Source organism: Jiangella asiatica (assembly GCF_004349065.1).
In the GTDB taxonomy this organism is placed as follows: Bacteria; Actinomycetota; Actinomycetes; order Jiangellales; family Jiangellaceae; genus Jiangella; species Jiangella asiatica.
This window is the reverse complement of the sequence record NZ_SMKZ01000077.1, coordinates 1-23,538: the sequence shown is the minus strand read 5'-3', so window position 1 is coordinate 23,538 and position 23,538 is coordinate 1. Positions and strand designations below refer to the sequence as shown.

General features: G+C 73.7%; 23 protein-coding genes and 2 pseudogenes. 14 read left to right on the top strand and 11 right to left on the bottom strand.

Features of this window, described 5'->3' with window-relative positions:
- A pseudogene (locus E1269_RS30005) lies at nt 1-841 on the bottom strand (DUF222 domain-containing protein); the annotation flags it as partial.
- Between the two features lie 226 nt (nt 842-1,067).
- Here E1269_RS30005 and E1269_RS30000 point away from each other — a divergent pair.
- The 3 genes from E1269_RS30000 (at nt 1,068) to E1269_RS29990 (ending at nt 3,726) form a co-directional block, all read left to right on the top strand.
- Nucleotides 1,068-2,081 carry a hydroxyacid dehydrogenase gene (locus E1269_RS30000; protein ID WP_131901582.1) on the top strand — a complete coding sequence of 338 codons (1,014 nt, stop codon included), beginning with the start codon at nt 1,068-1,070 and terminating at the stop codon, nt 2,079-2,081.
- Nucleotides 2,078-2,890 carry a sugar phosphate isomerase/epimerase family protein gene (locus E1269_RS29995; protein ID WP_131901580.1) on the top strand — a complete coding sequence of 271 codons (813 nt, stop codon included), beginning with the start codon at nt 2,078-2,080 and terminating at the stop codon, nt 2,888-2,890. Before E1269_RS30000 ends, E1269_RS29995 begins: the two co-directional genes overlap by 4 nt.
- A 113-nt stretch (nt 2,891-3,003) precedes the next feature.
- Nucleotides 3,004-3,726, top strand: coding sequence for a pyridoxamine 5'-phosphate oxidase family protein (locus tag E1269_RS29990; RefSeq protein ID WP_131901578.1), 723 nt, complete (start codon nt 3,004-3,006; stop codon nt 3,724-3,726).
- Between the two features lie 80 nt (nt 3,727-3,806).
- Here the strand turns inward: E1269_RS29990 and E1269_RS29985 are convergent, their stop codons facing one another.
- Genes E1269_RS29985 through E1269_RS29970 form a run of 4 tightly spaced genes read right to left on the bottom strand, consistent with a single transcriptional unit; the run spans nt 3,807 to nt 6,982 of the window.
- Nucleotides 3,807-4,682, bottom strand: coding sequence for a 5-oxoprolinase subunit C family protein (locus E1269_RS29985; RefSeq protein ID WP_203434214.1), 876 nt, complete (start codon nt 4,680-4,682; stop codon nt 3,807-3,809).
- On the bottom strand, nt 4,679-5,437 hold the full coding sequence (locus E1269_RS29980; RefSeq protein ID WP_131901576.1) for a LamB/YcsF family protein: 759 nt from the start codon (nt 5,435-5,437) through the stop codon (nt 4,679-4,681). Before E1269_RS29980 ends, E1269_RS29985 begins: the two co-directional genes overlap by 4 nt.
- A complete protein-coding gene (locus E1269_RS29975) occupies nt 5,424-6,119 on the bottom strand; it encodes a 5-oxoprolinase subunit B family protein (protein WP_203434212.1) in 696 nt (231 codons plus the stop codon). The genes E1269_RS29980 and E1269_RS29975 overlap by 14 nt, the downstream gene beginning before the upstream one ends.
- Nucleotides 6,116-6,982 (bottom strand): helix-turn-helix domain-containing GNAT family N-acetyltransferase, encoded by an 867-nt coding sequence (locus E1269_RS29970; protein ID WP_131901574.1) that lies wholly within the window; start codon nt 6,980-6,982, stop codon nt 6,116-6,118. Before E1269_RS29970 ends, E1269_RS29975 begins: the two co-directional genes overlap by 4 nt.
- An 87-nt stretch (nt 6,983-7,069) precedes the next feature.
- Here E1269_RS29970 and E1269_RS29965 point away from each other — a divergent pair, with 87 nt between their 5' ends.
- Nucleotides 7,070-8,404, top strand: a complete 1,335-nt coding sequence (locus E1269_RS29965) for an FAD-dependent oxidoreductase (RefSeq protein ID WP_131901573.1) — start codon at nt 7,070-7,072, stop codon at nt 8,402-8,404.
- 53 nt (nt 8,405-8,457) lie between these two features.
- Here E1269_RS29965 and E1269_RS29960 read toward each other — a convergent pair whose 3' ends face one another.
- Nucleotides 8,458-8,940, bottom strand: a complete 483-nt coding sequence (locus E1269_RS29960) for a hypothetical protein (RefSeq protein WP_131901571.1) — start codon at nt 8,938-8,940, stop codon at nt 8,458-8,460.
- Nucleotides 8,941-9,090: 150 nt separating this feature from the next.
- On the opposite strand from E1269_RS29960, the gene E1269_RS29955 reads away from it, so the two are divergent.
- Complete coding sequence (locus E1269_RS29955; RefSeq protein ID WP_131901569.1) at nt 9,091-9,735, top strand: GNAT family N-acetyltransferase; 645 nt, start codon at nt 9,091-9,093, stop codon at nt 9,733-9,735.
- Nucleotides 9,736-9,898: 163 nt separating this feature from the next.
- Here E1269_RS29955 and E1269_RS29950 read toward each other — a convergent pair whose 3' ends face one another.
- On the bottom strand, nt 9,899-10,282 hold the full coding sequence (locus E1269_RS29950; protein WP_131901590.1) for an iron chaperone: 384 nt from the start codon (nt 10,280-10,282) through the stop codon (nt 9,899-9,901).
- Nucleotides 10,283-10,750: 468 nt separating this feature from the next.
- On the opposite strand from E1269_RS29950, the pseudogene E1269_RS34490 reads away from it, so the two are divergent.
- A pseudogene (locus tag E1269_RS34490) lies at nt 10,751-11,809 on the top strand (methyltransferase domain-containing protein); the annotation flags it as partial.
- A 135-nt stretch (nt 11,810-11,944) separates the two neighbouring features.
- Here E1269_RS34490 and E1269_RS29940 read toward each other — a convergent pair.
- On the bottom strand, nt 11,945-12,763 hold the full coding sequence (locus E1269_RS29940) for a sigma factor-like helix-turn-helix DNA-binding protein (protein WP_420810692.1): 819 nt from the start codon (nt 12,761-12,763) through the stop codon (nt 11,945-11,947).
- Between the two features lie 184 nt (nt 12,764-12,947).
- On the opposite strand from E1269_RS29940, the gene E1269_RS29935 reads away from it, so the two are divergent.
- The 4 genes from E1269_RS29935 to E1269_RS29920 all read left to right on the top strand — a co-directional run bounded on the left by E1269_RS29935 (nt 12,948) and on the right by E1269_RS29920 (nt 14,997).
- The gene (locus tag E1269_RS29935) at nt 12,948-13,760 is read left to right on the top strand and encodes an SDR family oxidoreductase (RefSeq protein WP_131901565.1); all 813 of its coding nucleotides are present in this window, start codon (nt 12,948-12,950) and stop codon (nt 13,758-13,760) included.
- Between the two features lie 116 nt (nt 13,761-13,876).
- Entirely contained in the window at nt 13,877-14,212 is a 336-nt protein-coding gene (locus E1269_RS29930; protein ID WP_131901588.1) for a hypothetical protein, read from the top strand.
- Nucleotides 14,209-14,643 carry a MerR family DNA-binding protein gene (locus E1269_RS29925; RefSeq protein ID WP_131901563.1) on the top strand — a complete coding sequence of 145 codons (435 nt, stop codon included), beginning with the start codon at nt 14,209-14,211 and terminating at the stop codon, nt 14,641-14,643. The genes E1269_RS29930 and E1269_RS29925 overlap by 4 nt, the downstream gene beginning before the upstream one ends.
- A gap of 18 nt (nt 14,644-14,661) precedes the next feature.
- Nucleotides 14,662-14,997, top strand: a complete 336-nt coding sequence (locus E1269_RS29920) for a YnfA family protein (RefSeq protein WP_131901561.1) — start codon at nt 14,662-14,664, stop codon at nt 14,995-14,997.
- Nucleotides 14,998-15,001: 4 nt separating this feature from the next.
- Here the strand turns inward: E1269_RS29920 and E1269_RS29915 are convergent, their stop codons facing one another.
- Nucleotides 15,002-15,436, bottom strand: a complete 435-nt coding sequence (locus tag E1269_RS29915; protein ID WP_131901559.1) for a VOC family protein — start codon at nt 15,434-15,436, stop codon at nt 15,002-15,004.
- A gap of 29 nt (nt 15,437-15,465) precedes the next feature.
- Nucleotides 15,466-18,009, bottom strand: a complete 2,544-nt coding sequence (locus tag E1269_RS29910) for a polysaccharide lyase family 8 super-sandwich domain-containing protein (RefSeq protein ID WP_131901557.1) — start codon at nt 18,007-18,009, stop codon at nt 15,466-15,468.
- Between the two features lie 149 nt (nt 18,010-18,158).
- Between E1269_RS29910 and E1269_RS29905 the strand changes: the two genes are divergently transcribed.
- On the top strand, nt 18,159-19,094 hold the full coding sequence (locus E1269_RS29905; protein WP_131901555.1) for a hypothetical protein: 936 nt from the start codon (nt 18,159-18,161) through the stop codon (nt 19,092-19,094).
- Nucleotides 19,095-19,101: 7 nt separating this feature from the next.
- On the opposite strand, the gene E1269_RS29900 is transcribed toward E1269_RS29905, so the two are convergent.
- Nucleotides 19,102-20,037 (bottom strand): DMT family transporter, encoded by a 936-nt coding sequence (locus E1269_RS29900; protein ID WP_203434210.1) that lies wholly within the window; start codon nt 20,035-20,037, stop codon nt 19,102-19,104.
- A gap of 82 nt (nt 20,038-20,119) precedes the next feature.
- Between E1269_RS29900 and E1269_RS29895 the strand changes: the two genes are divergently transcribed.
- From E1269_RS29895 to E1269_RS29885, 3 genes are all read left to right on the top strand, one after another.
- Nucleotides 20,120-21,007, top strand: coding sequence for a LysR family transcriptional regulator (locus tag E1269_RS29895; RefSeq protein ID WP_131901551.1), 888 nt, complete (start codon nt 20,120-20,122; stop codon nt 21,005-21,007).
- A gap of 263 nt (nt 21,008-21,270) precedes the next feature.
- Complete coding sequence (locus tag E1269_RS29890; RefSeq protein WP_131901549.1) at nt 21,271-21,999, top strand: hypothetical protein; 729 nt, start codon at nt 21,271-21,273, stop codon at nt 21,997-21,999.
- A 102-nt stretch (nt 22,000-22,101) separates the two neighbouring features.
- On the top strand, nt 22,102-23,511 hold the full coding sequence (locus E1269_RS29885) for an RNB domain-containing ribonuclease (RefSeq protein WP_131901586.1): 1,410 nt from the start codon (nt 22,102-22,104) through the stop codon (nt 23,509-23,511).
- Nucleotides 23,512-23,538 lie beyond the last annotated feature (27 nt).

Genomic DNA, 23,538 nt, shown 5'->3' with positions numbered 1-23,538 from the left:
GCCGCCCCAGCGCCCGCCGGACCACCTGAGCATGCTCGACCGAGATGCTGCCCGCGCGCAGCGCCCACGCCGTGCACGGCAGGAACCGCCGAGCGGCTCGCGACAGCTCCCGCACGGCTGCCACCGGGACCCCGAGCCCGGTCAACTCGCCCACCGCATCGTCCCGGTCGGCCCGGCCGTCCCGGTCGGCGTGGTCGTTCCGGTCGTCCCGGTCGTTCCGGTCGGCGCGGTCGTTCGCGTCGGCGCGGTCGTTCGCGTCGGCCTGGTCGGCCCGGTCGGCCGGGTCGTCTGTCCTCGTGGCGCGCTGGGTCGACGTGGTCCGCTCGGCTGCGCGCGACACTGGTTCGGCCATGGCCGACCGGCTGTCGCCGGAGCCGCCCGGGTCGGGGTAGCCGGTCCGGCGACCGCCGCCTGCGGCGACCTGCTCACCGGTGGGGAATGGTTGGGCGGACGCATTGGGCCGGCTGCCGGCACCCGCGGCGTCGTGGACAAGGCGCGCGGCGTCGAGCAGATCGGCGTCGACGTCCAAGAGCGCGGCAAGCTCGACCCGTCCCCTCGCCACGCCGTGGTCCACACGCAGACGGTCGCGTAGCCAGTCGGCGGTGGACGTCGCACCGACCGACGACCCGAGACTCCGCCGGTCGGCCTCGCGGACCAGGCCCAATCCCAAGGCGGCAAGCCGGGCGGTCAGGGCCTCGTGCGCCACCACGAGGCGCGCGACCTCGTCAGACCGCAGCGCCCACGCCGGAGCGTCCTCGACCGCACCGATCGCGCCGTCGACCACGCCCAGCGCCGCGACCAACGGATGGTCAGACACTGCCAACGAGTACGAATCGAACATGTGAACGACTTTACCCTCACCCACCGACAGGGTCGCGGCGAGTGCGCCACGCTCTCGGCCGATCCCGCCGCGAGAGGACCACGCCGGCGGCCGCCGCGTGGAACGTCGTCGGCTGGATCGCTAACCTGAGCCACTGGCGTTCAAGCAAGCGCTTACCCGGTTGTCAGCGTCCAGACGCCTGCTGATATTCAGGTGACCGACGCCGACGCATCCCGGAGGAGCGCAGATGACCGACGAGCGGGTCAGGGTCATGCTGGTCATGGGCGAGGACCCGTACCACGACCTGTTCGACGCCGAGCTGCTGGACCGCCTGGACGCCCTGGCCGAGCGGGTCCTGCCCGGCCCGGTCGACAACTTCGACGCGCCGGCGGTCCGGGAGGGCCTGGCCGGCGCCGACGTCCTGCTGACGTCGTGGGGCTGCCCGCCGATCGACCGGACCGTCCTGGACGCCGCGCCCCGCCTGCGCGCCGTTCTGCATGCTGCCGGCAGCGTCAAGGGTCACATCACCGACGCCTGCTGGGATCGCGGGCTCGTGGTGACTACGGCGGCCGCCGCGAATGCCGTCCCGGTCGCGGAGTACACGCTGGCCGCGGTGCTCGCGGCCGGGAAGCGGGTGCCGGCGTTCGCGGCCGCCTTCCGCGAGCACCCGGGCTCGGTGGCCTGGCGCGCGGAGATCCCGGGGGCGTCGAACTACCGCAAGGTCGTGGGCGTCGTGGGCTTCTCCCGTATCGGCCGACTGGTGGTCGACCTGCTGCGCCGCTTCGACCTGCAGGTGCTGGTCGCCGATCCGTACGCCGACGGTGTCGAGGTCGAGGCCGCCGGTGCGGAGCTCGTCGAGCTCGACGACCTGCTGAGCCGTAGTGATGTCGTCACGCTGCACGCGCCGTCGCTGCCGTCGACCCGCCACCTGCTCGACGCCGGGCGGCTGGCGCTGATGCCGGACCGGTCGACGCTGGTCAACACCGCTCGCGGTGCGCTCGTCGACACCGAGGCGCTGACCGCCGAGTGCGAGCGGGGCCGGCTGCACGCCGTCCTCGACGTCACCGATCCGGAGCCGCTTTCGGCGGACTCGCCGCTGTACCGGCTGCCGAACGTCGTGCTCACGCCGCACGTGGCCGGCGCGATGGGCACAGAGTGCCGGCGGCTGGCGGCGCTCGCGATCGACGAGCTGGAGCGACTCGCCGCGGGCAAGCCGCTGGAGCACGAGGTGCGCCGGACCGACCTGGCGGTGCAGGCATGACCGGTGGCGTGGTCCCCGGTCTGGTATCGGTGACGTTCCGGCAGTTGGGCGTCGCGGAGGTCCTCGGCCTGGTCACGCGGGCCGGGCTGGGCGCCGTCGAGTGGGGTGGCGACGTCCACGTGCCGGCCGGCGACCTGGCGGCCGCGAGGCGGGCCGCAGTACTGAGCGCCGACGCCGGCATCGCGATCGAGGCGTACGGCTCGTACTACCGTGCCGGCGACGACGACCCGGCCGGCTTCGACGCGGTGCTGCGCACAGCGGTGGCGCTCGGCGCACCGCGCATCCGCATCTGGGCGGGGCGCAGCGGCTCGGCCGACGCGGAGCCGGCCGCCCGGGCGCGGGTCGCCGCCGACGTGCACCGGATCGCCGCCCTGGCCGCCGGCGACGGTGTCGGGATCGCCGTGGAGCACCACCCGAACACGCTGACCGACACGCTCGAGACCGCGCTGGAGCTTTACGGCGCCGCCGACCATCCAGGGGTGCGGCCGTACTGGCAGCCGCGGATCGGGCAGGACGCCGAGTCGTCGCTGCGGGAGGTCGCTGCGCTGCTTCCGGGCCTGGTGACGGCGCACGTGTTCAGCTGGGCCGCCGACGGTGTCAGGCTGCCGCTCGCCGACGGTGGCGCGCTCTGGCGGCCGGTGCTCGCGGCCCTGGCCGGCGCGCCCGGTGACGGAGCACGCTACGCCCTGCTGGAGTTCGTCCGCGACGACGACCCCGCCGTGTTCCTGGAGGACGCCGCCACCCTGCACCGCTGGCTCGCCGAAGCAACCCCGCCCGCTCCACCCGCGACGGCGGCGTGGCGGCGTTGATCAACGCGGGGAAGGTTGGTGCGAAATGTCGCAATCGGTATCGCTCGCGGGGGTCGATAGGTGATCATTGCAGGGCAGGGGGGCCTGGGCGGAGGCACTCGGAGGTTTGGTCGATGGATCGTGCGTACGACGACGAACGACACGGAGGAGGCAGGAGGCGTCCGGGATCAGCCGGTGAGCACGCTCTCCAGGAGGCGAGCGGCAGCGCGGAGCGGGCCGCCCGGTTCTACCGGGAGCAGATGGCCGACCACCTGAACGCCCGGATGCGGGAGTTCGTCGGGCGCATGGAGATGGTCTTCGTCGGCAGCGCGGACGGCGGCGGCGAGTGCGACGTGTCGTTTCGCGCGGGCCCGCCGGGCTTCGTCCGTGTCCTCGACCCGCGAACGCTGGCCTGGCCGGAGTACCGCGGCAACGGCGTGCTGGCCAGCGCCGGCAACATGACCGAGAACCCGCACGTCGGCCTGCTGTTCATGGACTTCGTCGAGGACCTGGTCGGGCTGCACGTGAACGGTCCGACGCAGGTGTTGTCGCCAGCGGTGTTCGCCGAGCGGTATCCCGACGAGCGGGTCGAGTCCGACGTGCCCGGGCGGCGGCCGGAACGGTGGGTCGTCGTCGACGTCGAGGAGGCCTACATCCACTGCTCCAAGCACATCCCGCGCATGGTGCCCGTGCCGCGCACCCGTGACTGGGGCACCGACGACAAGCGCAAGAAGGGTGGCGACGCGTTCGGGGTGGCGGCCGAGCGGGGCTACGGCCGGGGCGCCGCCACGCGGACGGCGGTCGATGGGGTCGAGGCCGTCCCGCGGCACGCCGCCAGGTTCGATCGCTCTCGCTGAGTCCGGACCGTCAGCGCCGACGCACGCTTGCGCACCGCGGCCACGGTCAACGCGGGACGGATCGGGCGACCGTCGCGGAGCTAGCCGCCGACCCAGCGGAACCGGACCGGATCGCCGGGACGCAGCTGTGCTGCCCGCGGCACGTCGGCGGTGACGACGACGCCGACCACGGGGTAGCCGCCGGTCACCGGGTGGTCGGCGAGGAACAGCACCGGCTGGCCGCTCGGCGGGACCTGGATCGCGCCGGTCACCATGCCCTCCGACGGCAGCCCGCCGGCATCGTCGCCCGACGCATCGGCGTGCAGCGCCTGGCCAGCCAGGCGGAGGCCGACCCGGTTGCTCTCGGCCGTCACCTCGTACGGCCGCGTCGTGAGCGCGTCAAGTGCGGCCGGTCCGAACCGGTCCGCGCGCGGCCCGGCGATCACCCGTAGTGGCGTGTCGGCGGACGGCCATCGCACCGGGGCCACATCGGCGACCAGTGGGCCGTCGCCGTCGTCGGCCAACGGCAGCAGGTCGCCAGCGCGCAGCGGCGGCGGGCCGATCTCGGCAAGCGTGTCCCACGACCGTGAGCCCAGCACCGGCGCGACGCCGAGGCCGCCGCGCACCGCGAGGTAGCCGCGCAGCCCGCTGGCCGGCCGGCCGACCCGTACCAGCTCGCCGGGGCGCACCGGGAACGGCGCGTTGAAGGCGGCGCCGCGCTCGCTCACCCGGACCGGGCCGGGCGCGCCGGTCAGGGCGACCGTGACCGCCCGGTGGAACCGGAACGCCACCTCGCCGAGCACGAACTCGACCGCGGCGGCCGCCTCGGTGTTGCCGACCAGCCGGTTCGCCAGCCGGAAGCTGTCGCCGTCGGCGGCGCCGGAGCGGCCGACCCCCAGCTCGGCGAGGCCCGGTCGGCCCAGGTCCTCGACCAGGCACAGCATGCCGGGGTCGACGACCTCGACGACGCCGGTCACGCGAACGGGGCGATCGTGACGCCGTCGCCCTCCAGCACCTCCCGCGTTCGGCGGACCAGTTCGACGGCGCCGGGGGTGTCGCCGTGGATGCACAGCGACCGCGCCCGGACCTCGACGGGCGCGCCGTCCAGGCTCGTCACCTTGCCGGTGCGGGCGAGCTCGAGGCAGCGGGCGGCGACGGTGTCCGGGTCGGTCACCAGCGCGCCCGGCACCCGGCGCGGGACCAGCCGGCCGTCGGCCTGGTACGCGCGGTCACCGAACGCCTCGACCACAGCCGGCAGGCCCTGCTCGGCGGCGATCCGCAGCACCTGCGAACCGGGCAGCCCGAGGACGGCCAGCCCGGGGTCGTAGGCGCGGACGGCGTCGACGACGGCGCCGGCCTGCTCGGCGTCGCCGACGATGACGTTGTACAGCGCTCCGTGCGGCTTGACGTAGCGGACCCGGGCGCCGACGGTGCGCGCCACCCCGTCCAGCGCCGCCAGCTGGTAGAGCACCTCGTCGGCCAGCTGCGCGGCCGGGACCCGCATCGCGCGGCGGCCGAAGCCGGCGAGGTCGCGGTAGCCGACGTGCGCGCCGACGGTGACGCCGCGCTCGGCCGCCGCCGCGCAGACCCGGCGCATGATGCTCGGGTCGCCGGCGTGGAACCCGCAGGCGACGTTGGCGCTGCTGACCAGGGAGAGCAGGGTGTCGTCGTCGACGAACGTCCAGGCGCCGAAGCCCTCGCCGAGGTCGCAGTTGAGGTCAACCGTCGTCACGAGGACCATTCTCTCGCGTGCTCTCGACGAACCGGACCGGCGTTCCGGGCGGCAGCAGCGCCGGGGGAGTGCGGTCGGCGTCCCAGAGCACGGCGTCGGTGCGGCCGATCAGGTTCCAGCCGCCCGGACCCGGCCGCGGGTAGATGCCGCAGAACAGCTCGGCGACGGCGACCGCGCCGGCCGGTACCCGGGTGCGCGGGGTCTCGCGGCGCGGCAGCTTCAGCGCCGGGTCGAGGCCAGTCAGGTAGGCGAAGCCGGGGGCGAACCCGATGAACGCCACGGTGTAGGTGGGCTCGAGATGCCGCGCGACCACGGCCTCGGTGCTCAGCCCGGCCCGCCGCGCGACGTCGGCGAGGTCGTCGCCGTCGTACCGCACCGAAATCTCCACCAGCGGCCGGTCCGCGGCGGCCGTCGCGGTGCGGGGGAGCGCGACGACGGCGGCGGCGACGCGGTCCGCCGTCGTCACCGCCGGGTCGAATGCGACCAGCAGCGTGCGGGCGGCCGGCACCAGGTCGACGACGCCGTCCACCGGGTGCGCTCGCATGGCGGCATGCAGTGCGCGGACCTCGTCGAGGGCGTGCTCGGCGTCCGGCGCGGCGACCTCGAGCAGCACCGCCGCGTCGCCGCACGGCAGCACCGTCGGCGTCGGCACCGCGGTGGAGGACATCGAGGACCGGCTCATGCCGGGCAGGCCGGCGGGTCGGAGCGGGTCGAGGTGCGGCGCTCGACCAGCACGGTGTCGTGCCAGACGCCGTCGCGCTCGGCGATGCGCTCGCGGACGCCGACGGTGCGGTAGCCGGCCTGATGGTGCAGGGCCAGGCTCGTGCGGTTCTCGGTGAAGATCGACGTCTGCAGCGTCCAGATGCCGTCGCGGTCGGCGGCGGTGACCTGCCGGTGCAGCAGCGCCTTGCCCACGCCGCGGCCGCGCAGGTCGCGGTGGACGTAGACGGAGGTCTCGGCCACGCCGGCGTAGCAGTCGCGGGCCGACACCGGCGACGCCGCGGTCCAGCCGGCGATCCGGCCGTCGGCCTCGGCTACCCAGCGGTGGGCGGGGAGCCAGGTCGCATCCAGGTGCTCGCGCGAGGGCACGGTGGCCTCGAACGTGGCGATGCCGGTGGCGATGCCCTGCGCATAGATCTCGAGGACGGCGGGCCAGTCGGCGTCGCGCAGCTCGCGAACGGTGACGTCGGCGGGGAGGTCGTCGGGGCAGCACGGCCGCGGTGCCAGCGACCCCATGACCACGTCGGCCATGTGCGGCAGGCCGGTGCAGCACGCCTCGTTGACGGTGACCCGGGTGGAGGTGCCCTGCCGGCCGAGGTGGACGAAGCCGACGTCGGCGAGCTTGCGCACGTGGTGCGAGCAGGTCGACTGGCTGATGCCGAGGATCTCCGCCAGCTCGCCGACGCCGTGGCCGCCGGGAGCGGTGGCCACGGCGTGCAGCAGCCGGACCCGGGTGGGGTCGGCGAGACAGGCGAAACACTCGGCGTAGCGGGCGGCGTCGGTGCCGGGTAGCAGCAGGTCGGAGTGGGTGTTGACGGCCGTCATGGTGGCAGCCTATCGACATTCATCGACAAGTGTCGATAGAGTGCCTGGCGACGGAACATCGATGATCGTCGATGATAGGAGTGGAGCATGGCGCATCCCGTGGTGGTCGTGGGTGCCGGGCCGATCGGCCTGGCTGCCGCCGCTGAGCTGGCCGAGCGCGACATCGACGTGGTGGTGCTCGAACGTGGTGCCGCGCCGGCGGCCGCGGTGAGCGCCTGGGGGCACGTGCGGCTGTTTTCGTCGTGGTCGGAGCTGGTGGCGCCGGCGGGCCGCCGGCTGCTCGCCGCGCGCGGCTGGGAGTGTCCTGCCGGCGACCGGTATCCGACAGGTGCGGAGTGGGTGTCGGAGTACCTCGAGCCGCTGGCCGCCGCCCTCGGCCCGCGGGTGCGCACCGGCGCCGAGGTGGTCGGCGCCGCCCGAAGTGGCCGGGACCGGCTCGTGGACGACGGCCGCGACCGTGAGCCGTTGACCGTGCACGTCCGGCTCGCCGACGGGCGCGAGGAACGGCTGACCGCGCGCGGCCTCGTGGACGCGTCGGGCACCTGGGCGACGCCGAACCCCGTCGGCGGCGACGGGCTTCCCGCGCTCGGCGAGGCGGCCGCGGCGGACCGGATCGACTACCGCGTGCCCGACGTCGGCGCCGACGCCGGCCGCTACGCCGGCCGGCACGTGGCCGTCGTCGGCAGCGGGCACTCGGCGCTCACGGCGCTGGTCGGGCTCGCATCGCTGGCCGATGACGCACCCGGCACCACCGTGACGTGGGTGCTGCGCCGCGGCGTCATCGGTGACACGTTCGGTGGCGGCACGGCCGACCAGCTGCCGGCCCGCGGCGCGCTCGGCCAGCGTGCCCGCAGAGCGGTGGAGGCCGGCCGGGTGCGGGTGGTCACTGGGTTCCGGACCTCGGCGGTTCAGGCGCAGCCAGACGGCCGGCTGGCCCTGGTGGCCGACGACGGCCGCGACCTGGGCGACGTCGACCGGGTCGTCGCGCTGACCGGGCTGCGGCCGGACCTCTCGTGGCTGTCCGAGCTGCGCCTGGAGCTGGACCCGACCCTGCAGGCGCCGGTGCGGCTGGCGCCGATGATCGACCCGAACGTGCACTCCTGTGGCAGCGTCCGCCCGCACGGCGTGGCGGAGCTGGCCCATCCCGAGCCCGGCGTCTACCTGGCCGGGATGAAGAGCTACGGCCGCGCGCCCACGTTCCTAGCGATGACCGGCTACGAGCAGGTGCGCAGCATCGCCGCGGCGGTCGCCGGCGACCGTGCCTCGGCCGAGCGGGTGGAGCTCGTGCTGCCCGAGTCGGGCGTGTGCGGTGGTTCGGGCGGGTACGACGGCGACGCGGCCGGCGGCGACGGCGGGTGCTGCGGCCCGAGCCGGTCGGCGCCGGAGTTCGTGGAGCTGACCCGGCTGGCCGGTCCCCGCTGAGCGGCACCGTCCGTAGCGGTGTCGGACCCTCCACAGGGTGCGAAGTTGCGTCGTCACGGTGCACCACCGGGCGAGCCGTCCAGCTCGGTACCGGCCGGGAGGTCGACACCCGACGTGGGGTCGAACCGCGGCGTGAGGTCGACTCCGGCCGGCATGGCCCGGCGGATCGCGGCCGAGATCCCTTCGTGGTACGCCGACCCGCCGCGTACCGTCTCGCTGCGGTGCGCGCGGCGTAGCTGGCGACGGTCGAACGCACACCAGCCCCACCGCCAGGTCCAGGCCAGCCGGCCGTGGTCGTCCTCGCGGCGGTCGGGCCACAGCACCAGCGCGTACGCCCACCGTCGCTCGCCCCGCGGGCGGCCCCACGCGGCCAGCTGGCCGCGGACGGGCCGGGCCGACCGTTCGCCGATGACCACGGGTACCGCGGTGCACAGCCCGGACGGCTCGATCCGGGCTCGCGGCGCGATCTCCAGCGCCGCCAGGTCGAGGTCGAGCAAGGGCACCGGTGGGTCGTCGAGCCATCGAACAGGAGACATGCTTCCAGTATCGAACATCTGTTCGCATGATCGGTAGCCCCCACCCTTCCCCATGATCATCAACCGGTGGCGACGTCATAGCGTCGCCACCGGTTGATGATCATGAAAATAGCTTGCGCGCGCGGCCCGCCGCATTGAACAGTTCCGAGCGTGATAGACGACCTGTGGCCCACCTTTCGTCTGGCCATCACCACCCAGCGTCTGCGGTTGCGACTACCTCGCGAGAAGGAGATCCCTCAACTGGCTGAACTGGCCGGGCGTGGTCTGCACGACCCATCGGAACGCCCGTTCCTCACACCCTGGACCGAAGGCACCGCGGACGACCGCAGAGAGATCGTGCTGCAGAGCTACTGGAGCGAGCTGGCCGAGTGGACGGTCGATGACTGGAGCCTCGGGTTGGGTGTCTTCACCACCACCGGCGAGGCCGTCGGCATGGTGACTCTCCGAGCAAAGGACTTCCCAATCGTGCGAGAGGTGACCACGTCATCCTGGCTGGGCATCCAGCACCACGGACAAGGGTTCGGAACCGAGGCACGCACGGCCGTTCTCACTCTGGCCTTCGACCATCTCGGCGCCGAAGCGGCGCGCAGCGAGGTCTTCCAGGACAACCACGCCTCTCAGCGGGTCTCCCGGAAACTGGGGTACGAACACGATGGGATCTCACGCGACGCGAGAGGTTCCGAGGTGCTGGTCTCCGACCGGTTGCGCCTGACCCGGTCACGCTGGGCGGGCGTATCCACCGCCGGCATCGTGGTCGCTGGCGTCGACGCGTGCCGCCACATGTTCGAGGGCTGAGCAGCAGCCGCATCCTCGGGCGATCGGCCCGACGAGGGTCGACCTGCTCACCAGGGCGACCTGCTCACCAGGTGCCAACCACCTGGACCACGGCCGGCCGGGTTCGTGACGCGAGACGGTGGTCCGGCGCCCGGGCCGGTGGCGGCCCCGCCGAGACCGTCCCTCAGCTCACCGCCTTCTTCACCAGCGCGGCGATCTTCTTCTCGTCGGCGGGGGTCAGCTTCGTCAGCGCGAATGCCGTCGCCCACATGGAGCCGTCGTCGAGGTTCGCTTCGGCCTCGAAGCCGAATGTCGCGTACCTCGCATTGAACTTCGCCGCGGCTTGGAAGAAGCACACGATCTTGCCGTCCTTGGCGTACGACGGCATCCCGTACCAGAGCTTCGGCGATAGCTCCGGGGCGTTGGCCTTGACGATCTCGTGGATGCGCTCGCCCATGACGCGATCGGAGTCCGGCATCTCGGCGATCTTCGCGAGCACCTCGGTTTCCGGGTCCGGCTTCTTCCCGCGGCGCTTCTCCGCCTTCACCTCGTCGGCACGCGCCTTCATCGCGGCTCGCTCCTCGGCCGTGAACGCCGGGGCCGTCCTACGGGCCGTGCTCTTGGTGGATTTCGCCGTGCTCTTCTTCGCGGGCTTCGTCGCAGCCACCTCACATCACCCCTGGTGCCTTGCTCGTCGTGTCCGTCCGTCCGGCGGGGTTCGCCGTGGTTCCCACGCTAATCGCGGCTCCGGGACCGGTGCTTCTCGATTCCTGATCGGTCTGCTCGGGTGTCTCGGCTATGCCCGGCGGTATGAGGGGCGAAAACCCCGTTGCCCGCGGCTGCGACGCCGGCCTAGCCTGACCTTGATCATGACTGCGGCCAGCTGACTCCGGCCGATGCACGGGCTCGCCCGGCACGCATCGGCAGACGACCGCCCGACCGGCTGAGGTGCCGGCCGGGCCACCAGCTGTCGTCCAGGGGCCGTGCCGCGTTCTCCCGTGCTCGTCGCGGCCCCTCTCCGCCGGGGGTCCGCATCATGGCGCGTCCACGCCGCCGCGACGTTCGTCGTTCCCGTCCCAGCTCGCGCGCCCGCACCCTGCGGGTCGAGCTCACCCACCTGCCCGGCCTCGGCGACATCGCCGCCGCCGAGGCCGCCGAGCGGCTTCCCACCGTCGGCCATCCACTCCCGGTGCCGGGCCGGAACGACTCGCTGAGTCTCGAGCTCGTCGCCCCGGTGGACGTGGCGGCGGTCCTCGCCGAGGTGACGGCGCTCCGGACCGTCGTCGCCGGTTTCCTGGTGCTGGACGCCGACGTCCGCCGACCGGCGGCGCTGGCCCGGCCGCCGCACCTGGACCGCATCGCGACGGCACTGCGGACCGCTGCCGGCCTGCCATTGGCGCCGACGCTGGCCGGCCTCGCGGCGCCGCCCAGCGCGGCCAGGCCCCGGACGTTCCGGCTCGACGCCGCGGGCGCCGGGTCCCCGGCATTCCAGCGGCTGGCGGCCGCGATCGCGGCCGCCACGGGCATGACGCCCGACCCCGTCGACGGCGCCTGGCTGCTCCGGTTCCGGCGCGACGTCGGCCGGCCGCACGGCTGGCAGGTGCTGGTCCGCCTGTCGCAGCGGCCGCTGTCGGCGCGGTCGTGGCGGCGAGCGCGCTACCCCGGAGCGCTCAACGCGACCCTGGCCGCCGCGGCCGTCCGGCTCACCCGGCCGCGGCCGGCCGACCGTGTCCTCAACCTGATGTGCGGCTCGAGCACCCTGCTGATCGAGCGGCTGCTCGCGGCCCCCGCTGCGTGCGCCGTCGGCGTCGACAACAGTCCCGCCGCGCTGCGCGCCAGCCGGCAGAACCTCGGCGCGGCCGGGCTGATCGATCGGGTCGAGCTGGTCGACGGCGACATCGCCGCCCAGCCCGCGGCCGGGCGTGGCTACGACGTCGTCCTCGCCGACCCACCCTGGGGCGACAAGGTCCGCTCTCCTGTCTCCGCGCTCGCCACGCACCGGACGCTGCTGGAGCGGGCGGGCGAGCTCGCGGCGCCGGGCGCGCGGATCGTCGTCATCACCCATCGCGTCGCGGTCATGCGCCGGCTCCTGGACGAGAACCCCGGCGCATGGCGGGTCGAGCGTGAGCTCGTCGTCTGGGCCAAGGGCCACCATCCGCGGATCTACCTGATCCGCCCGGCGTCACCACCGAGCAGCGGGTCGAGCACCGCCGCGCCCGCCGCTGATCCGTCACCCGGGCTCGTCGAGCATCTCGACGTCCAGCCCGGCCAGCCGCTCGGGATCGTAGAGGACGTCCATGGCGACGACGCGGCCGCCGGCGACCACGAAGCCCATGACAGCGAACACCTTCCCGGCCACGACGACGACGGCGCCGGCCGCGCCGTTGACCAGGGCCGGCCGCACGAACCGGCCGAGCCGCCGAGCGTAGGAGGCCTGACCGGCCACCGCCCGTGCTCCGTGCAGGACCATGCTCGGGCGGGTGCGTGCCGCGCCGCCGTCGGCCCGCAGCACGATGTCGGGATCGAGCACCGCGACCAGCCCGTCGACGTCGCCCTCGCGGGCCGCGGCGAAGAACGCGTCGACCACCTCGCGCTGCCGGGCCAGGTCGGGGTCGGGCGTGGGCCCGGCGTCGCGGACCCGCCGCCGAGCCCTGGAAGCCAGCTGTCTGGCCGCCGTCGGCGACCGATCGACCAGCAGTGCGATGTCCTCGAACGGGACGGCGAACATGTCGTGCAGCACGAACGCGAGCCGCTCGGCCGGCGTGAGCGTGTCCAGCACGACCAGCAGCGCCAGCCCGACGGCGTCGGCCAGCAGCGCCTCGTGCTCGGGGTCCATGCCCGCGGCGTTGCTGACGACCGGGTCGGGCACGTGCACGTCCAGCGGCTCCTCGCGGCGGGTGTCGCGGGCGCGGAGCAGGTTGAGGCACACCCGCGCGGTCACCGTCGTCAGCCAGCCGGCGAGGTTCTCGATGTCGTCGGCGTCGGTGCGGCTCAGGCGCAGCCAGGTCTCCTGGACCGCGTCGTCGGCCTCGCTCAGCGAGCCGAGCATCCGGTAGGCGACCGCACGCAGCCGGGGCCGCTGCTCCTCGAAGCGCTCGACCAGCAGGTCCCGCGGGTTCACGACGTCGGTCACGTTGTCTCCTCCCGGCGGGTCATCACAGTAGTCCCCGCCACCGCGGGGCGACGTGACCGGGAGGCTCGCTCCCGGCCCGATCGAGTGGGGAGCAGACACCATGACGGCACCCATCCTGCTGACCGGCGGCACCGGCACCCTCGGGCGCGTCGTCGTGCCGCTGCTGCGGCAGGCCGGCCACGACGTGCGCGTGCTCAGCCGGCGCGACCACGAGGACGGCGACGTGGAGTACGTCACCGGCGACCTGGCCACAGGCACCGGTGTCGAGCGCGCCGTCGCCGGCGTAGAGACGATCGTGCACTGCGCCGGCGGTGCCAAGGGCGACGGCGACAAGGCGCGCACGCTGATGGCCGCCGCCCCGGCCGGGGTGCGGCACGTGGTGTACATCTCGGTGGTCGGCGCCGACCGGGTGCCCGTCGTGAGCCGGGCGGACCGGGCGATGTTCGGCTACTACGCGGAGAAGGCAGCGGGGGAGCGGGCCGTCGCGGAGTCCGGCATCCCGTGGACCACGGTGCGCGCCACCCAGTTTCACGAGCTGACCCTGACGACCGCGCGGCTGCTGTCGCGGATGCCGATCGTGCCGGTGATGAGCGGCTTCCGGTTCCAGCCGGTCGACGCCGGCGAGGTGGCGGCCCGGCTGGCCGAGCTGGCCCTCGGCGCCCCGGCCGGCCTGGTCCCCGACTTCGGCGGGCCGCGGGTGTACTCGATGAAGGAGCTGGTTCGCGGCTACCTCGCGGCGACCGGCAGGCGCCGGCTGATCGTGCCGGCCCGCGCGCCCGGCAGGGCCGCCAGGGCCATGCGCGACGGCGCCAACCTCACCCCGGACCGTCCGGTCGGCCGGCGCACCTGGGAGGACTTCCTCGCCCAGCACGTCGCCGGTGCCGGTGCCGACGCCGACGCGGTCTCGCACTGACGCCACCCGCTCCAGGTCGCCGGCGATGCCGGTCAGGTGCCGTGCCCGGCAGGTGGCGGAGGTCGCGATCGCTCGAGGTTGCATTCGGTACCCAGGTACAGGTTTACGGTGAAGGCATGAGCAACGAATTCACCGATGTCGTGCCGGAGGCGTGCACGCTGCCGACGGCGCAGCGGCCGCTGCGGGTGGCGGAGTTCCGCGACCTGTTCGCCGCCCACCTGCGTGCGGCCACCCGGACGTCGCCGACGACGCTGCGGCTGGAGCTGGACGGCGACCCCGCCACGGCCGCGACCACCCGCGACCTCACCGACCGCGAGACCACCTGCTGCTCGTTCTTCACGTTCACGACGACGGCGTCGGCGGGCGCGCTCGCGGTGGACGTGGCCGTTCCGGCCGTGCACGCCGAGGTCCTGACCGGGCTGCACCGGCTCGCGACGGGTGCTGCGACATGAGCGCCGGTACCGACGCTGCCGGCCTGCGCAGCGGCGAGCTGGCCGCCGCGGCCGGGGTGAACCCGCAGACTCTGCGGTACTACGAGCGGCGCGGGCTGCTGACACAGCCGGATCGCACCCTCGGTGGGCACCGCGTCTATCCGGCCGAGGCGGCCACCGTCGTGCGGATCATCAAGGTTGCGCAGCGGCTCGGGTTCACGCTGGACGAGGTGGCCGAGCTGATCGACGTCGGGCGCGGACACGGCCGCTCGCGGACGGACCTGCGGGCCCGCGCGGTCGCCAAGCTCGACGAGATCGAGGCCCGCATCGCCGACCTCACCGTCATCCGCGACACCCTGCGCGCCGCCGTCGACGCCGGCTGCCGCGACCTGCACACGTGCGCACACGAGCCCACCTGTCCGCTGCCGTTCGCCGGGCTGGCGCCGACGTAGGCGTTCTATGGTTCGGTCATGACCGTCGTCCGTTCGATCGCGTTGTTCCTCCTGGCCGCTGTAGCCGAGATCGGTGGGGCCTGGCTGGTCTGGCAGGGCGTGCGCGAGCACCGCGGTCTGTTGTGGGTGGGCGCCGGTGTCCTCGCGCTGGGCCTGTACGGATTCGTCGCCACGCTGCAGCCCGACCCGCACTTCGGCCGCATTCTGGCCGCGTATGGCGGGGTGTTCGTCGCCGGGTCGCTGGCCTGGGGGATGATCGTCGACGGGTTCCGGCCGGACCGCTGGGACGTCGTCGGCGGCGTCGTGTGCCTGGCCGGCGTGGCGATCATCATGTACGCGCCGCGCCCGTCGTGACGGGTCAGCCGGGCGGCGCGATGAAGACGCAGAACGGGTGCCCGGCGGGGTCGGCGTAGACCCGCAGCGGCTCCTCGGGGTCGGCGGAGCGGTCGGCCAGCAGCCGCGCGCCCAGCGCCAGTGCCCGCTCGTGCTGCGCGTCCAGCTGGGCGACGTCGGGCACGGTGAGGTCCAGGTGCAGTTGCTGCGGCACCGGACCCGCCGGCCAGGTCACCTCGGGTAGCGCGGCGACCTGCTGGAACGCCAGCCGAGGCTGCCCGGCCTCGTCACGCAGTACCAGCCAGTCCGAGCCGGCCGGGTCCGGCTCGGCCGCCGCCGGCGGCTCGTCACCGGGCCGGTAGGTCAGGCCGAGCAGGCGGCGGTAGAACTCCGCCAGCCCGCGCGCGTCGGTGGTGTCGAGGACCACGTGGCGCAGCCGGGGGTAGGTCTCGTCGGGCACGGCGTGTCACCTCCGCCGTCCAGTGTGGGTCAGCCGCGCAACGTGGCGGTGAAGCTGGCGCCGTACGCGCGGTGCGTGTCGACTTCGAGGAGCGTGTCGCCGCCGGCGTGGCTCACCCGGACGGCGCGGTCGCCGGCCACCTTGGTGAGGGTCCGGCCGGCGACGGTGACCCGCACGAGGTCGCGGTCCATGGTCGGGTCGGAGACGGCGACCGTGGTCAGCCGCGACCGGGTGCGCGCGATCACCGACGCCGGGCCGTCGACCCGCAGGCCGGCGACGTCGTGCGGGTCGCCGGTGAACACGTTGGCGGCCACCAGGCCGAGGCCGGCGTGCCGGACCGCCTGGACGCCGGGGTCGTTCGCGAGCACCGTCACCGGGCCGTCGGGCGCGCCGTAGCCGCGCAGCCGGTCCTGCGTCGCGTGCGGCACGAGCGCGTAGGCCAGCGCCGTCGTCGCCTGGGAGTGGCCGACCAGCACGCCGAACACCGACTTGGTCACCGCGGTGTCCGGGTTCGCGGTGCGTACCACGCGCCGGCTGCGGGTGACCTGGTCCAGCGACACCCGCACCGGCTGCGCGCTGAGGAACGCGTAGCCGACCGCGGTGCCGCGGGTCGCGTTGACGTAACGCAGCCAGGCCAGGTCGCCGGTGCCGGCGCCGGTCCAGGCTCCGCCGCCGCGCAGCTCGCCGGCGACGGTGACCGCGTCGGCCGGTGCCGCGATGCGGGCGTCGACGGCGGTGGTGACGGCGCGGCCGGCCGGGTCGGTGACCCCCGCGACCAGCACGACGATCTCGTCGTCGAGCATGAACCACGACTTCGTCGCGGCCGTGTTCTGGTAGGCGACGAAGTCGTCGGGCAGGATGCCGGCCTGCTTGTCCCGCCAGGCGACGTCGCTGGAGAGCACCATCCCGGCCGCGCCGTACGCGTCCAGGGTCGCGCCGCCGGAGTGGCCGTTGGTGCCACGCGGGAAGTAGACGTAGGTGTTCTGCGACTCCGACGACGAGGTGAAGCCCAGCGGGTGGCCGGGGTTCTCGTAGTAGGGCCTCCCGTACAGCTCGGGGACGGTGCTCCGCTGCTCAACCGGGGTGGTGACGCCGGCCAGGGCGTACGGCGACACCGTCGCGTAGTAGTCGACGCCGAACGCCTGGGTCTGGTCGTCGCCGGTCAGGTACAGGTAGTAGGCGCCGTCACCCTGGAACCACGGCATGAGGTTCTCGCCGTTCATGTACTCGTACTTGCTGATCCGGTCCGAGCTGCGGGCGAGCGCGAACGCGTAGCCGGGGCGGCGATGCACGTTCTTGTCCATCGCGTTGAACGCGACGCTGCGGGCGGCCGGGTTGACGTCGGCGGCCGGGACGGAGTCGTCGGCGAGGATGTCGGCGTAGCGCGCGATGCTCATCGGCGAGACGAATGTCGCCGGGTCCAGCGCGGCGCGCGAGGTGGACCGGATGAACTTCACGTAGCTCTTCAGCGCGTCCGCGTCGGCGCCGCTGCTGTAGTCGGACAGGTCGACGATCGCTTCGACGACGGTGGCGACGTCGGTGTACCCGGTGGACGTCCGCGACACCGCCCGCCCCTTGACGATCTCCATCATCCAGCCCTCGAAGATCAACGGCGCGAACCCGTCGATCACCCAGCGCTGGACCACGGGGACCAGCGTGTCGCCGTCGGCGGCTCCAGTGCCGTCGAGGATCTTGAGCGTCTGCATCACCCGGGTCAGCAGCGCCCGGCCGTAGGAGCCGGTGTAGGCGACCGAGTGGTGCTGGATGAACGAGCCGTCGGCGTAGTAGCCGTCGGTCACGCCGTGCCGCAGCGCGTACGGGTCGATCGTGAGGAACACGGTCAGCTGGTCCTCGAGCGCCTTGGTGATGCGGGCGTCGTCGCGCAGCAGCGCACCCTGCAGGATGCGGTTGGTGGTGATGTCGGCGAGGTTGGCGCCGGTGTGGAAGCGTGAGTCGAGGTTCACGTCGCCGTTCAGTCCGTTGCGCAGGTAGGCGTCCATGCTGGCGACGTACGTTGCGACGAGGTCCGGCGCGTGCTCGGCGACGGCGTCGTCGAGGAGGACCAGCGTCTTGCTGACGTGGGTGGAGATGCCGATCTCCCAGGTGAACCAGTTGCCGTAGTAGCCGCGCGCCTGGTCGCCGTAGTAGTGCTCGTGCAGCCAGACCAGCCCGTCGATGACCCGGCTCTGGAGCGTGGTGTCGCCGTCCAGGGCACCGCCCGGGGTGCGTGTGGCCAGCGCGATCTCGTAGAGGTGCTGGTACGACGCGTTCAGGTTCGGGTCGCTGGTGCCCAGCGGCAGGCCCGTGAACAGTTCGCCGTCGCGTGCGGAGTCCAGCGCGGCCAGCCAGGTGCGCGCGGTCCGCTCGATGGCGGCCAGCTTGGCCGCGACGTCCGGGCGGGCGTTGGACTCCGGCGTGCCGGCGAAGATCGCCGTCGTGTTGGCGAGCAGCGCGGTGTGATCGACGGAAACGGACGTCGTCGGGCCGATGTTGGCGGCGACGGCGGGCCGGGCCACGGCGAGCAGGCCGCTGGCGGACAGCAGGGACAACAGCCGGCGACGAGTGACGTCCACGGGGCAACCTCCGGCGCGCTCGGTGAGGTCTAGACCACAACAAACCGGAGTCAAACAGACGTCTCGGTCGCCGGCAAGGGCTTTCCCGCCACGGATCCCGCGAACGCCGGCGCTTGTAGCGCCACGGAGCGCTCGGGGACAATCCAGGCATGCAGGGGGATGTCGGCCGGAAGCGGCCGCTCGATCTCGGCGTCGTCGGTCCGCCGGGGGATTCCAGCGCTCACCTCGAGCCGCCAACGACCCCGCGCGGTCCGTCCGGCTGGCGGCGGTGGGGTGTGCCGGCCGCGGCGCTGCTGGCCGGCGCCGTCGTCGGCGCGGTCGTGGTGCAGGCTCGCGACGATGCCGCCACCTACTCCGACGTGCGCCTGATCGGCGGCCCGTCGTCGCCGTACTACGTCAACGCGAGCTGGCACACCGGCCGCGACGGCGCGGCTGCGGCGATCGTGCGCCTGAGCCTGCTGAACGCCGGTGAGCAGGAGCTCGAGGTGCTGGGCATCGAGGCCGACGGGGTCTCGTCGATGCCGGACGCCCGGCCACCGGAGCCGGCGGCTGCGGCCCCGGGCAGCTGGGTCGAGTTCTCCCAGACCGGGCTGCGACCCGACTGCGAGGTCGGTCCGCCCGATGAGCTGCGCGTGCGGGTCCGCACCGGGTCCGGCGGCGAGCAGGTGGTCGACCTCGACCTGCCGCCGGGCACCACCTTCGAGGGCCTCTGGGCCCCGTGCTCGACGCCGGGCGTCGGCGCCTTCTTCATCGGCGAGGCGACGGCGGTGTCGACGGACGGCGCGGACCTCGTCACGGAACTGCCGATCACCAACGACGGCGAGGACCCCCTCACGATCGACCGCATCGTGACGGAGACCGACGGCCTGACCGCGACGGCGGCCACGCTCGAGGTCGGCGGCCACAGCTCCGACACCTTGGCCGTGACCTGGAGCGTCACCGACTGCGAGGAGGCGGCCGGCCTGGCCGACGTCATCGTCCGGTTCGCCGTGAGCCACGGCGGGGGCGACGGCGAGTTCGCCCAGCCGCTGGGCACTCTCGGGCTGGTGGAGCTGGTCCGGATGGTCGAACGCACCTGCCGGTAGTGGTCGCTCATGGGGTGGGGCGGGGCCGGCGGCGCGAGATCGCCACGCCGATCAGGCTGATGGCGCCGCCGAGCAGGCCGTACTCAGTCGGCACCTCCGAGAGCAGCAGCCAGGACAGCAGCACCGACAACGTCGGGACGGCGTAGGTGGTGGCGCTGAGCCGGCCGGCGTCCATGCGGCTCAGCGCGTAAGCCCACGTGCTGAAGCCGATGGCGGTCGGGAACAGGCCGAGGTAGACCGCGCCGAGGATCGCGCTGGTCGGCGCGGCCGCCAGCTCGTCCACCAGCCGCCCCGTCCACGGCAGGAGCACCACGGCGCCGACGACGCAGGCCAGCCAGGTCGTGGTCAGGCCGTCGACGGTGCGCAGCACCACCTTCTGGATGAGCGCGCTGCAGGTGTACAGCACGGCGGCCAGCAGGCAGAGGGCGACGCCGACCCGGTCGCGGTCGCCGGTGGAGCCCATGGCGATGACCGCGACTCCGCCGAAGGCGACCAGCGACCCGGCGATGAGCGGCCGCGGGAACCCCTCGCCGAGGAACATGCCCGCGCCGAACGCGATGAGCAGCGGCGCGACGTTGACCAGCACGGCGGCGGTGCCGGCGTCGACGTGCTGCTCGCCGGCGTTGAGCGCGACGGTGTAGCCGGCCAGCCACAGCACGCCACAGGCGGCGATCATCCCGAGCGAGCGGCGGGTCAGGGGCACCGGGATCATCCGCCGCCCGCGGGTGGCCAGCACCAGCACGGTCAGCGCGACGGCCGCCACGGCCAGCCGGACCAGCGCCATGGGCGCCGGCGAGATCGTGTGGCCGACGTCGCGGATGGCCACGAACGCCGAAGCCCACAGCAGCACGGTGATGCCGGCGGCGACGGCGGCCTTGCGGCTCTCGGTGGTGGCGGTGCGGACGGGCGGTGCAGCGGCGGGTTCCTCGACCTGTTGCGTCACCTCGCCATGGTCACCGCTGGAGATTCGACAGCACAAGCGATGATTTCTCCATCATCGTTAAGCACTGCTGTACGATGACGCCATGCTCGACGTTCCACGGCTTCGCCTGCTGCGCGCCGTTGTCGCCACCGGCTCGATCCGCGCCGGCGCCGACGCCCTGGGCTACACGCCGTCCGCCGTCAGCCAGCAGCTCACCGCGCTGCAGCGCGAGACCGGGCTGCGGCTGCTGGAGCGGGTCGGCCGCGGCATCGAGCCGACGGCGGCCGGCCGCACGCTGGCCGCCGAGGCCGAGCCGCTGTTCGAGACGCTCACCAGGCTCGACGGGCTGGTCGGCGACCTTCGCGCCGGCCGGGTAGGCAGCCTGTCGATCGGCTACTTCGCCTCCGCCGGTGCGGTCTGGCTGCCGCCGGTGATCGCCGCGCTGCACGCGCGGTACCCCGAGCTGCGGCTGGAGCTGCGCATGACCGAGGTCAAGGCGCCGGACACCCCCGTGCCCGACGTCGACATCTTCGTCGAGCGGCCCGGCTACACACCGCCGCCCGGTACCGAGGTGAGCCGGCTCGCCGACGACCCCTACCTCGCCGTCGTCCGCGCCGACGACCCACTGGCCGGCCGCGACGAGGTGCCGCTGGTCGAGCTCGCCGGGCGGCGCTGGATCGACAACGACCTCAACGACGGCGCCTGCCGGCGGGTGCTGCTGGCAGCCTGCGCCGAGGTCGGGTTCGTGCCGGAGTTCGCGGTCGAGACCCACGACTACCACACCGCGATCCCGTTCGTGTCCACCGGCATCGGCATCACCGTGGTGCCGGAGCTGGGCATCCGCGAGCTCCCGCCGGACGTCACCACCGTGCGCATCGTGGCACCGACGCCGGTGCGGCGCATCAGCGTCGCGGTGGGCAAGTCGGCCACGCAGCACCCGGCCGCGCGGCGCGCCGTCGAACTCCTCGACGGGGTGGTCAACGGCCGGTGACGCGTACCCGGTCGCAGCTGGTCGCACCAACCCGAGAAGCCCGACGGGCCGCGGGCGCCCACGGCGGCGAGCTCCATCGACGACTTCGCGTCGGAGTGGCAAAGAAGGCGCGCCGACCAGCGGCTTACCGTCTACGCTGGCGCCGGCGGCGTAGAGACGGCCCGGTCCGTCGACGACGGACGCAAGGCGATGCGCATCGACACGGTGTCGCCGGTGGGTCTGCGCGCCGCCGCGCAGCGCGTGCTGAGCGTGGAGGAGCCGTTGTGATCGCCGACCACCTGTTCGACGAGAGCGCCGCCGGTGCGCTGCGGTACGCGGAGCGTCATCGGCCGGGACCGCTCGCATTGGCGATCATGTTCCTGGGGCCACTGGTGGCGCCGCTCGTACTCGTGCCCACCGCCGGTGGTGGCCTCGCGTCCGCGGTGTCCTACTACGTCGGCGGCCTCGTCGTCCTCGTCCTGCTCTTCATGTCCGGCTGGATGAACCGCGCGAAGGTCTACGACCGGGCCGTCGTGCTGGACACCGCATGGCCGGGCGGCCGGCCCTATGTCGTCCCACTGTCCACCATCGACCCGGCCCGGGTGCGCTACCACGAGCGGGCCAACCTCATCGGCCGGCGGCTCGGCCAGGCCAAGCGGACGCTGCGCACCGGCCCCTATACCCGTCAGGCGGTCAGCTTCGAAGGGCTCAGCCCGCGGCTGGCGCACCGTCACGGCCGCGACGTCAGCGAGGCACGGACCCAGGTCGTGCGGCCCCGCGCCCGGTCTTTGCGCGTCGACGACGGTGCCGGCCGGACGCTGGACCTGGAGCTGGCCACCTGGGTCGTCGGGACGTCCACGCCCGAGCCCTTCCTCCGAGCGCTGGAACAGGCGTTGGTCGACGCCCGCGGACCGGGTGCCGCAGGGCTGGCCGAGCGCACGCTGGCCCGCCCCGTCGTCGAACGGTGGCCCGACCCGCTGACCGACGAGGAGATCTACGGCGACACGCCGTGAGACGGGCCGCCCGCGTGAGAGGCTGACAGCCGGCAGGGGTGCCTACAGCGCAGGGGAGTGGTCGGCGTGCCGAGACGTGTGGTCCGCGTACCCGCGGAGGCGATGTCCGCCGACGGCGCCACCCTGCGGGCCGGCGTCGGCGTCATCCAGGCCGAGCTGGGAGTCACCCCGTCGTTCCCGGACGAGGTCGAACGGGCGGCCGCGGACGCGGCGAAGAACCCACGCCTGCCCGACCTGGACCGCACCGACATCCCGTTCGTGACCATCGACCCGGAGACGGCGCTCGACCTCGACCAGGCGCTGCACATCGAGCGGAACGGGTCCGGCTACACCGTGCACTACGCGATCGCGGACGTGGGTGCGTTCGTGTCGCCGGGCGACCCTCTCGACGAGGAGGCGCACCGCCGCGGCGAGACCTTGTACGGCGCGGACGCCAAGGTGCCGCTGTACCCGAAGTCGCTGTCCGAGGACGCCGCGTCGCTGCTGGCCGACGAGGTCCGCCCGGCGCTGCTTTGGACCATCGAGGTCGCCGGCGACGGCGAAGGCACCGCCGTGCGGGTGGAGCGGGCGCTCGTGCGTAGCCGCGCCAAGCTCTCCTACGCCGGGGTGCAGGAGCAGCTCGACGCCGGCACCGCCGACCCGGTGTTCGACCTGCTGCGGCAGGTCGGCGAGCTCCGCCTGGCGCGCGAGGCCCACCGCGGGGGCGTCTCGCTCCCGCTGCCGGAGCAGGAGGTCCGCGTCGACGGCGACCATTGGTGGCTGGAGTTCCGCCAGCAGCACCCCGTCGAACGGTGGAACGCGCAGATATCCCTGCTCACCGGCATGGGCGCGGCCTCGATAATGGTCGAGGCCAGGATCGGGCTGCTGCGCACCCTGGCACCGGCCGACCCCCGCGACCTGCGCCGGCTGCGGCGCACGGCGCGGGCGCTGCGGGTCGACTGGCCGGACGCCATGAGCTACCCCGACTTCGTCCGTTCGCTCGACCCCGCGAAGCCGAGCCACGCCGCGACCTTGGTCGCCTGCACCCGGCTGCTGCGCGGCTCCGGCTACGCCGGCTTCGACGGCGGGCTGCCCGAGCAGACCGGGCACTCCGCGCTCGCCGCGGAGTACTCGCACGTCACCGCGCCGCTGCGGCGGTTGATCGACCGGTACGCGGGCGAGATCTGCCTGGCGCTGACCACGGACCGGCCGGTCCCCGACTGGGTGCGCGCCCGCCTCGACGAGCTGCCCCAGACGATGCGCGGCTCGACCCGGCGGGCCAACCAGTACGAGCGCCAGGTCCTCGATCTGGTCGAGGCCACCGTCCTGCACGAGCACGTCGGCACCAGCTTCCCCGCCGTCGTCGTCGAGGTGGACGACCGCGACGCCCGCCGCGGCGATCTCGTCGTCCAGGAACCCGCCGTCGAGGCCCAGGTCCGCGGCACCGCCGATCTCCCGCTCGGCACCGACGTCGAGGCCCGCCTCACCGTCGCCGACCCAACCACCCGCACCATCCGCTTCGAGCTCCCCTGACGCCGCCCCCCGCCGCCCCTGGAGCAC

Bases quoted from the DNA above. Each gene is read 5' to 3' on its own strand.
- E1269_RS30000 (WP_131901582.1), top strand. From the start codon at position 1,068: ATGACCGACGAGCGGGTCAGGGTCATGCTGGTCATGGGCGAGGACCCG.
- E1269_RS29995 (WP_131901580.1), top strand. From the start codon at position 2,078: ATGACCGGTGGCGTGGTCCCCGGTCTGGTATCGGTGACGTTCCGGCAG.
- E1269_RS29990 (WP_131901578.1), top strand. From the start codon at position 3,004: ATGGATCGTGCGTACGACGACGAACGACACGGAGGAGGCAGGAGGCGT.
- E1269_RS29975 (WP_203434212.1), bottom strand. From the start codon at position 6,119: ATGAGCCGGTCCTCGATGTCCTCCACCGCGGTGCCGACGCCGACGGTG.
- E1269_RS29970 (WP_131901574.1), bottom strand. From the start codon at position 6,982: ATGACGGCCGTCAACACCCACTCCGACCTGCTGCTACCCGGCACCGAC.
- E1269_RS29965 (WP_131901573.1), top strand. From the start codon at position 7,070: ATGGCGCATCCCGTGGTGGTCGTGGGTGCCGGGCCGATCGGCCTGGCT.
- E1269_RS29960 (WP_131901571.1), bottom strand. From the start codon at position 8,940: ATGTCTCCTGTTCGATGGCTCGACGACCCACCGGTGCCCTTGCTCGAC.
- E1269_RS29950 (WP_131901590.1), bottom strand. From the start codon at position 10,282: ATGAAGGCGCGTGCCGACGAGGTGAAGGCGGAGAAGCGCCGCGGGAAG.
- E1269_RS29940 (WP_420810692.1), bottom strand. From the start codon at position 12,763: ATGCTCGGCTCGCTGAGCGAGGCCGACGACGCGGTCCAGGAGACCTGG.
- E1269_RS29935 (WP_131901565.1), top strand. From the start codon at position 12,948: ATGACGGCACCCATCCTGCTGACCGGCGGCACCGGCACCCTCGGGCGC.
- E1269_RS29930 (WP_131901588.1), top strand. From the start codon at position 13,877: ATGAGCAACGAATTCACCGATGTCGTGCCGGAGGCGTGCACGCTGCCG.
- E1269_RS29925 (WP_131901563.1), top strand. From the start codon at position 14,209: ATGAGCGCCGGTACCGACGCTGCCGGCCTGCGCAGCGGCGAGCTGGCC.
- E1269_RS29920 (WP_131901561.1), top strand. From the start codon at position 14,662: ATGACCGTCGTCCGTTCGATCGCGTTGTTCCTCCTGGCCGCTGTAGCC.
- E1269_RS29905 (WP_131901555.1), top strand. From the start codon at position 18,159: ATGCAGGGGGATGTCGGCCGGAAGCGGCCGCTCGATCTCGGCGTCGTC.
- E1269_RS29895 (WP_131901551.1), top strand. From the start codon at position 20,120: ATGCTCGACGTTCCACGGCTTCGCCTGCTGCGCGCCGTTGTCGCCACC.
- E1269_RS29885 (WP_131901586.1), top strand. From the start codon at position 22,102: ATGTCCGCCGACGGCGCCACCCTGCGGGCCGGCGTCGGCGTCATCCAG.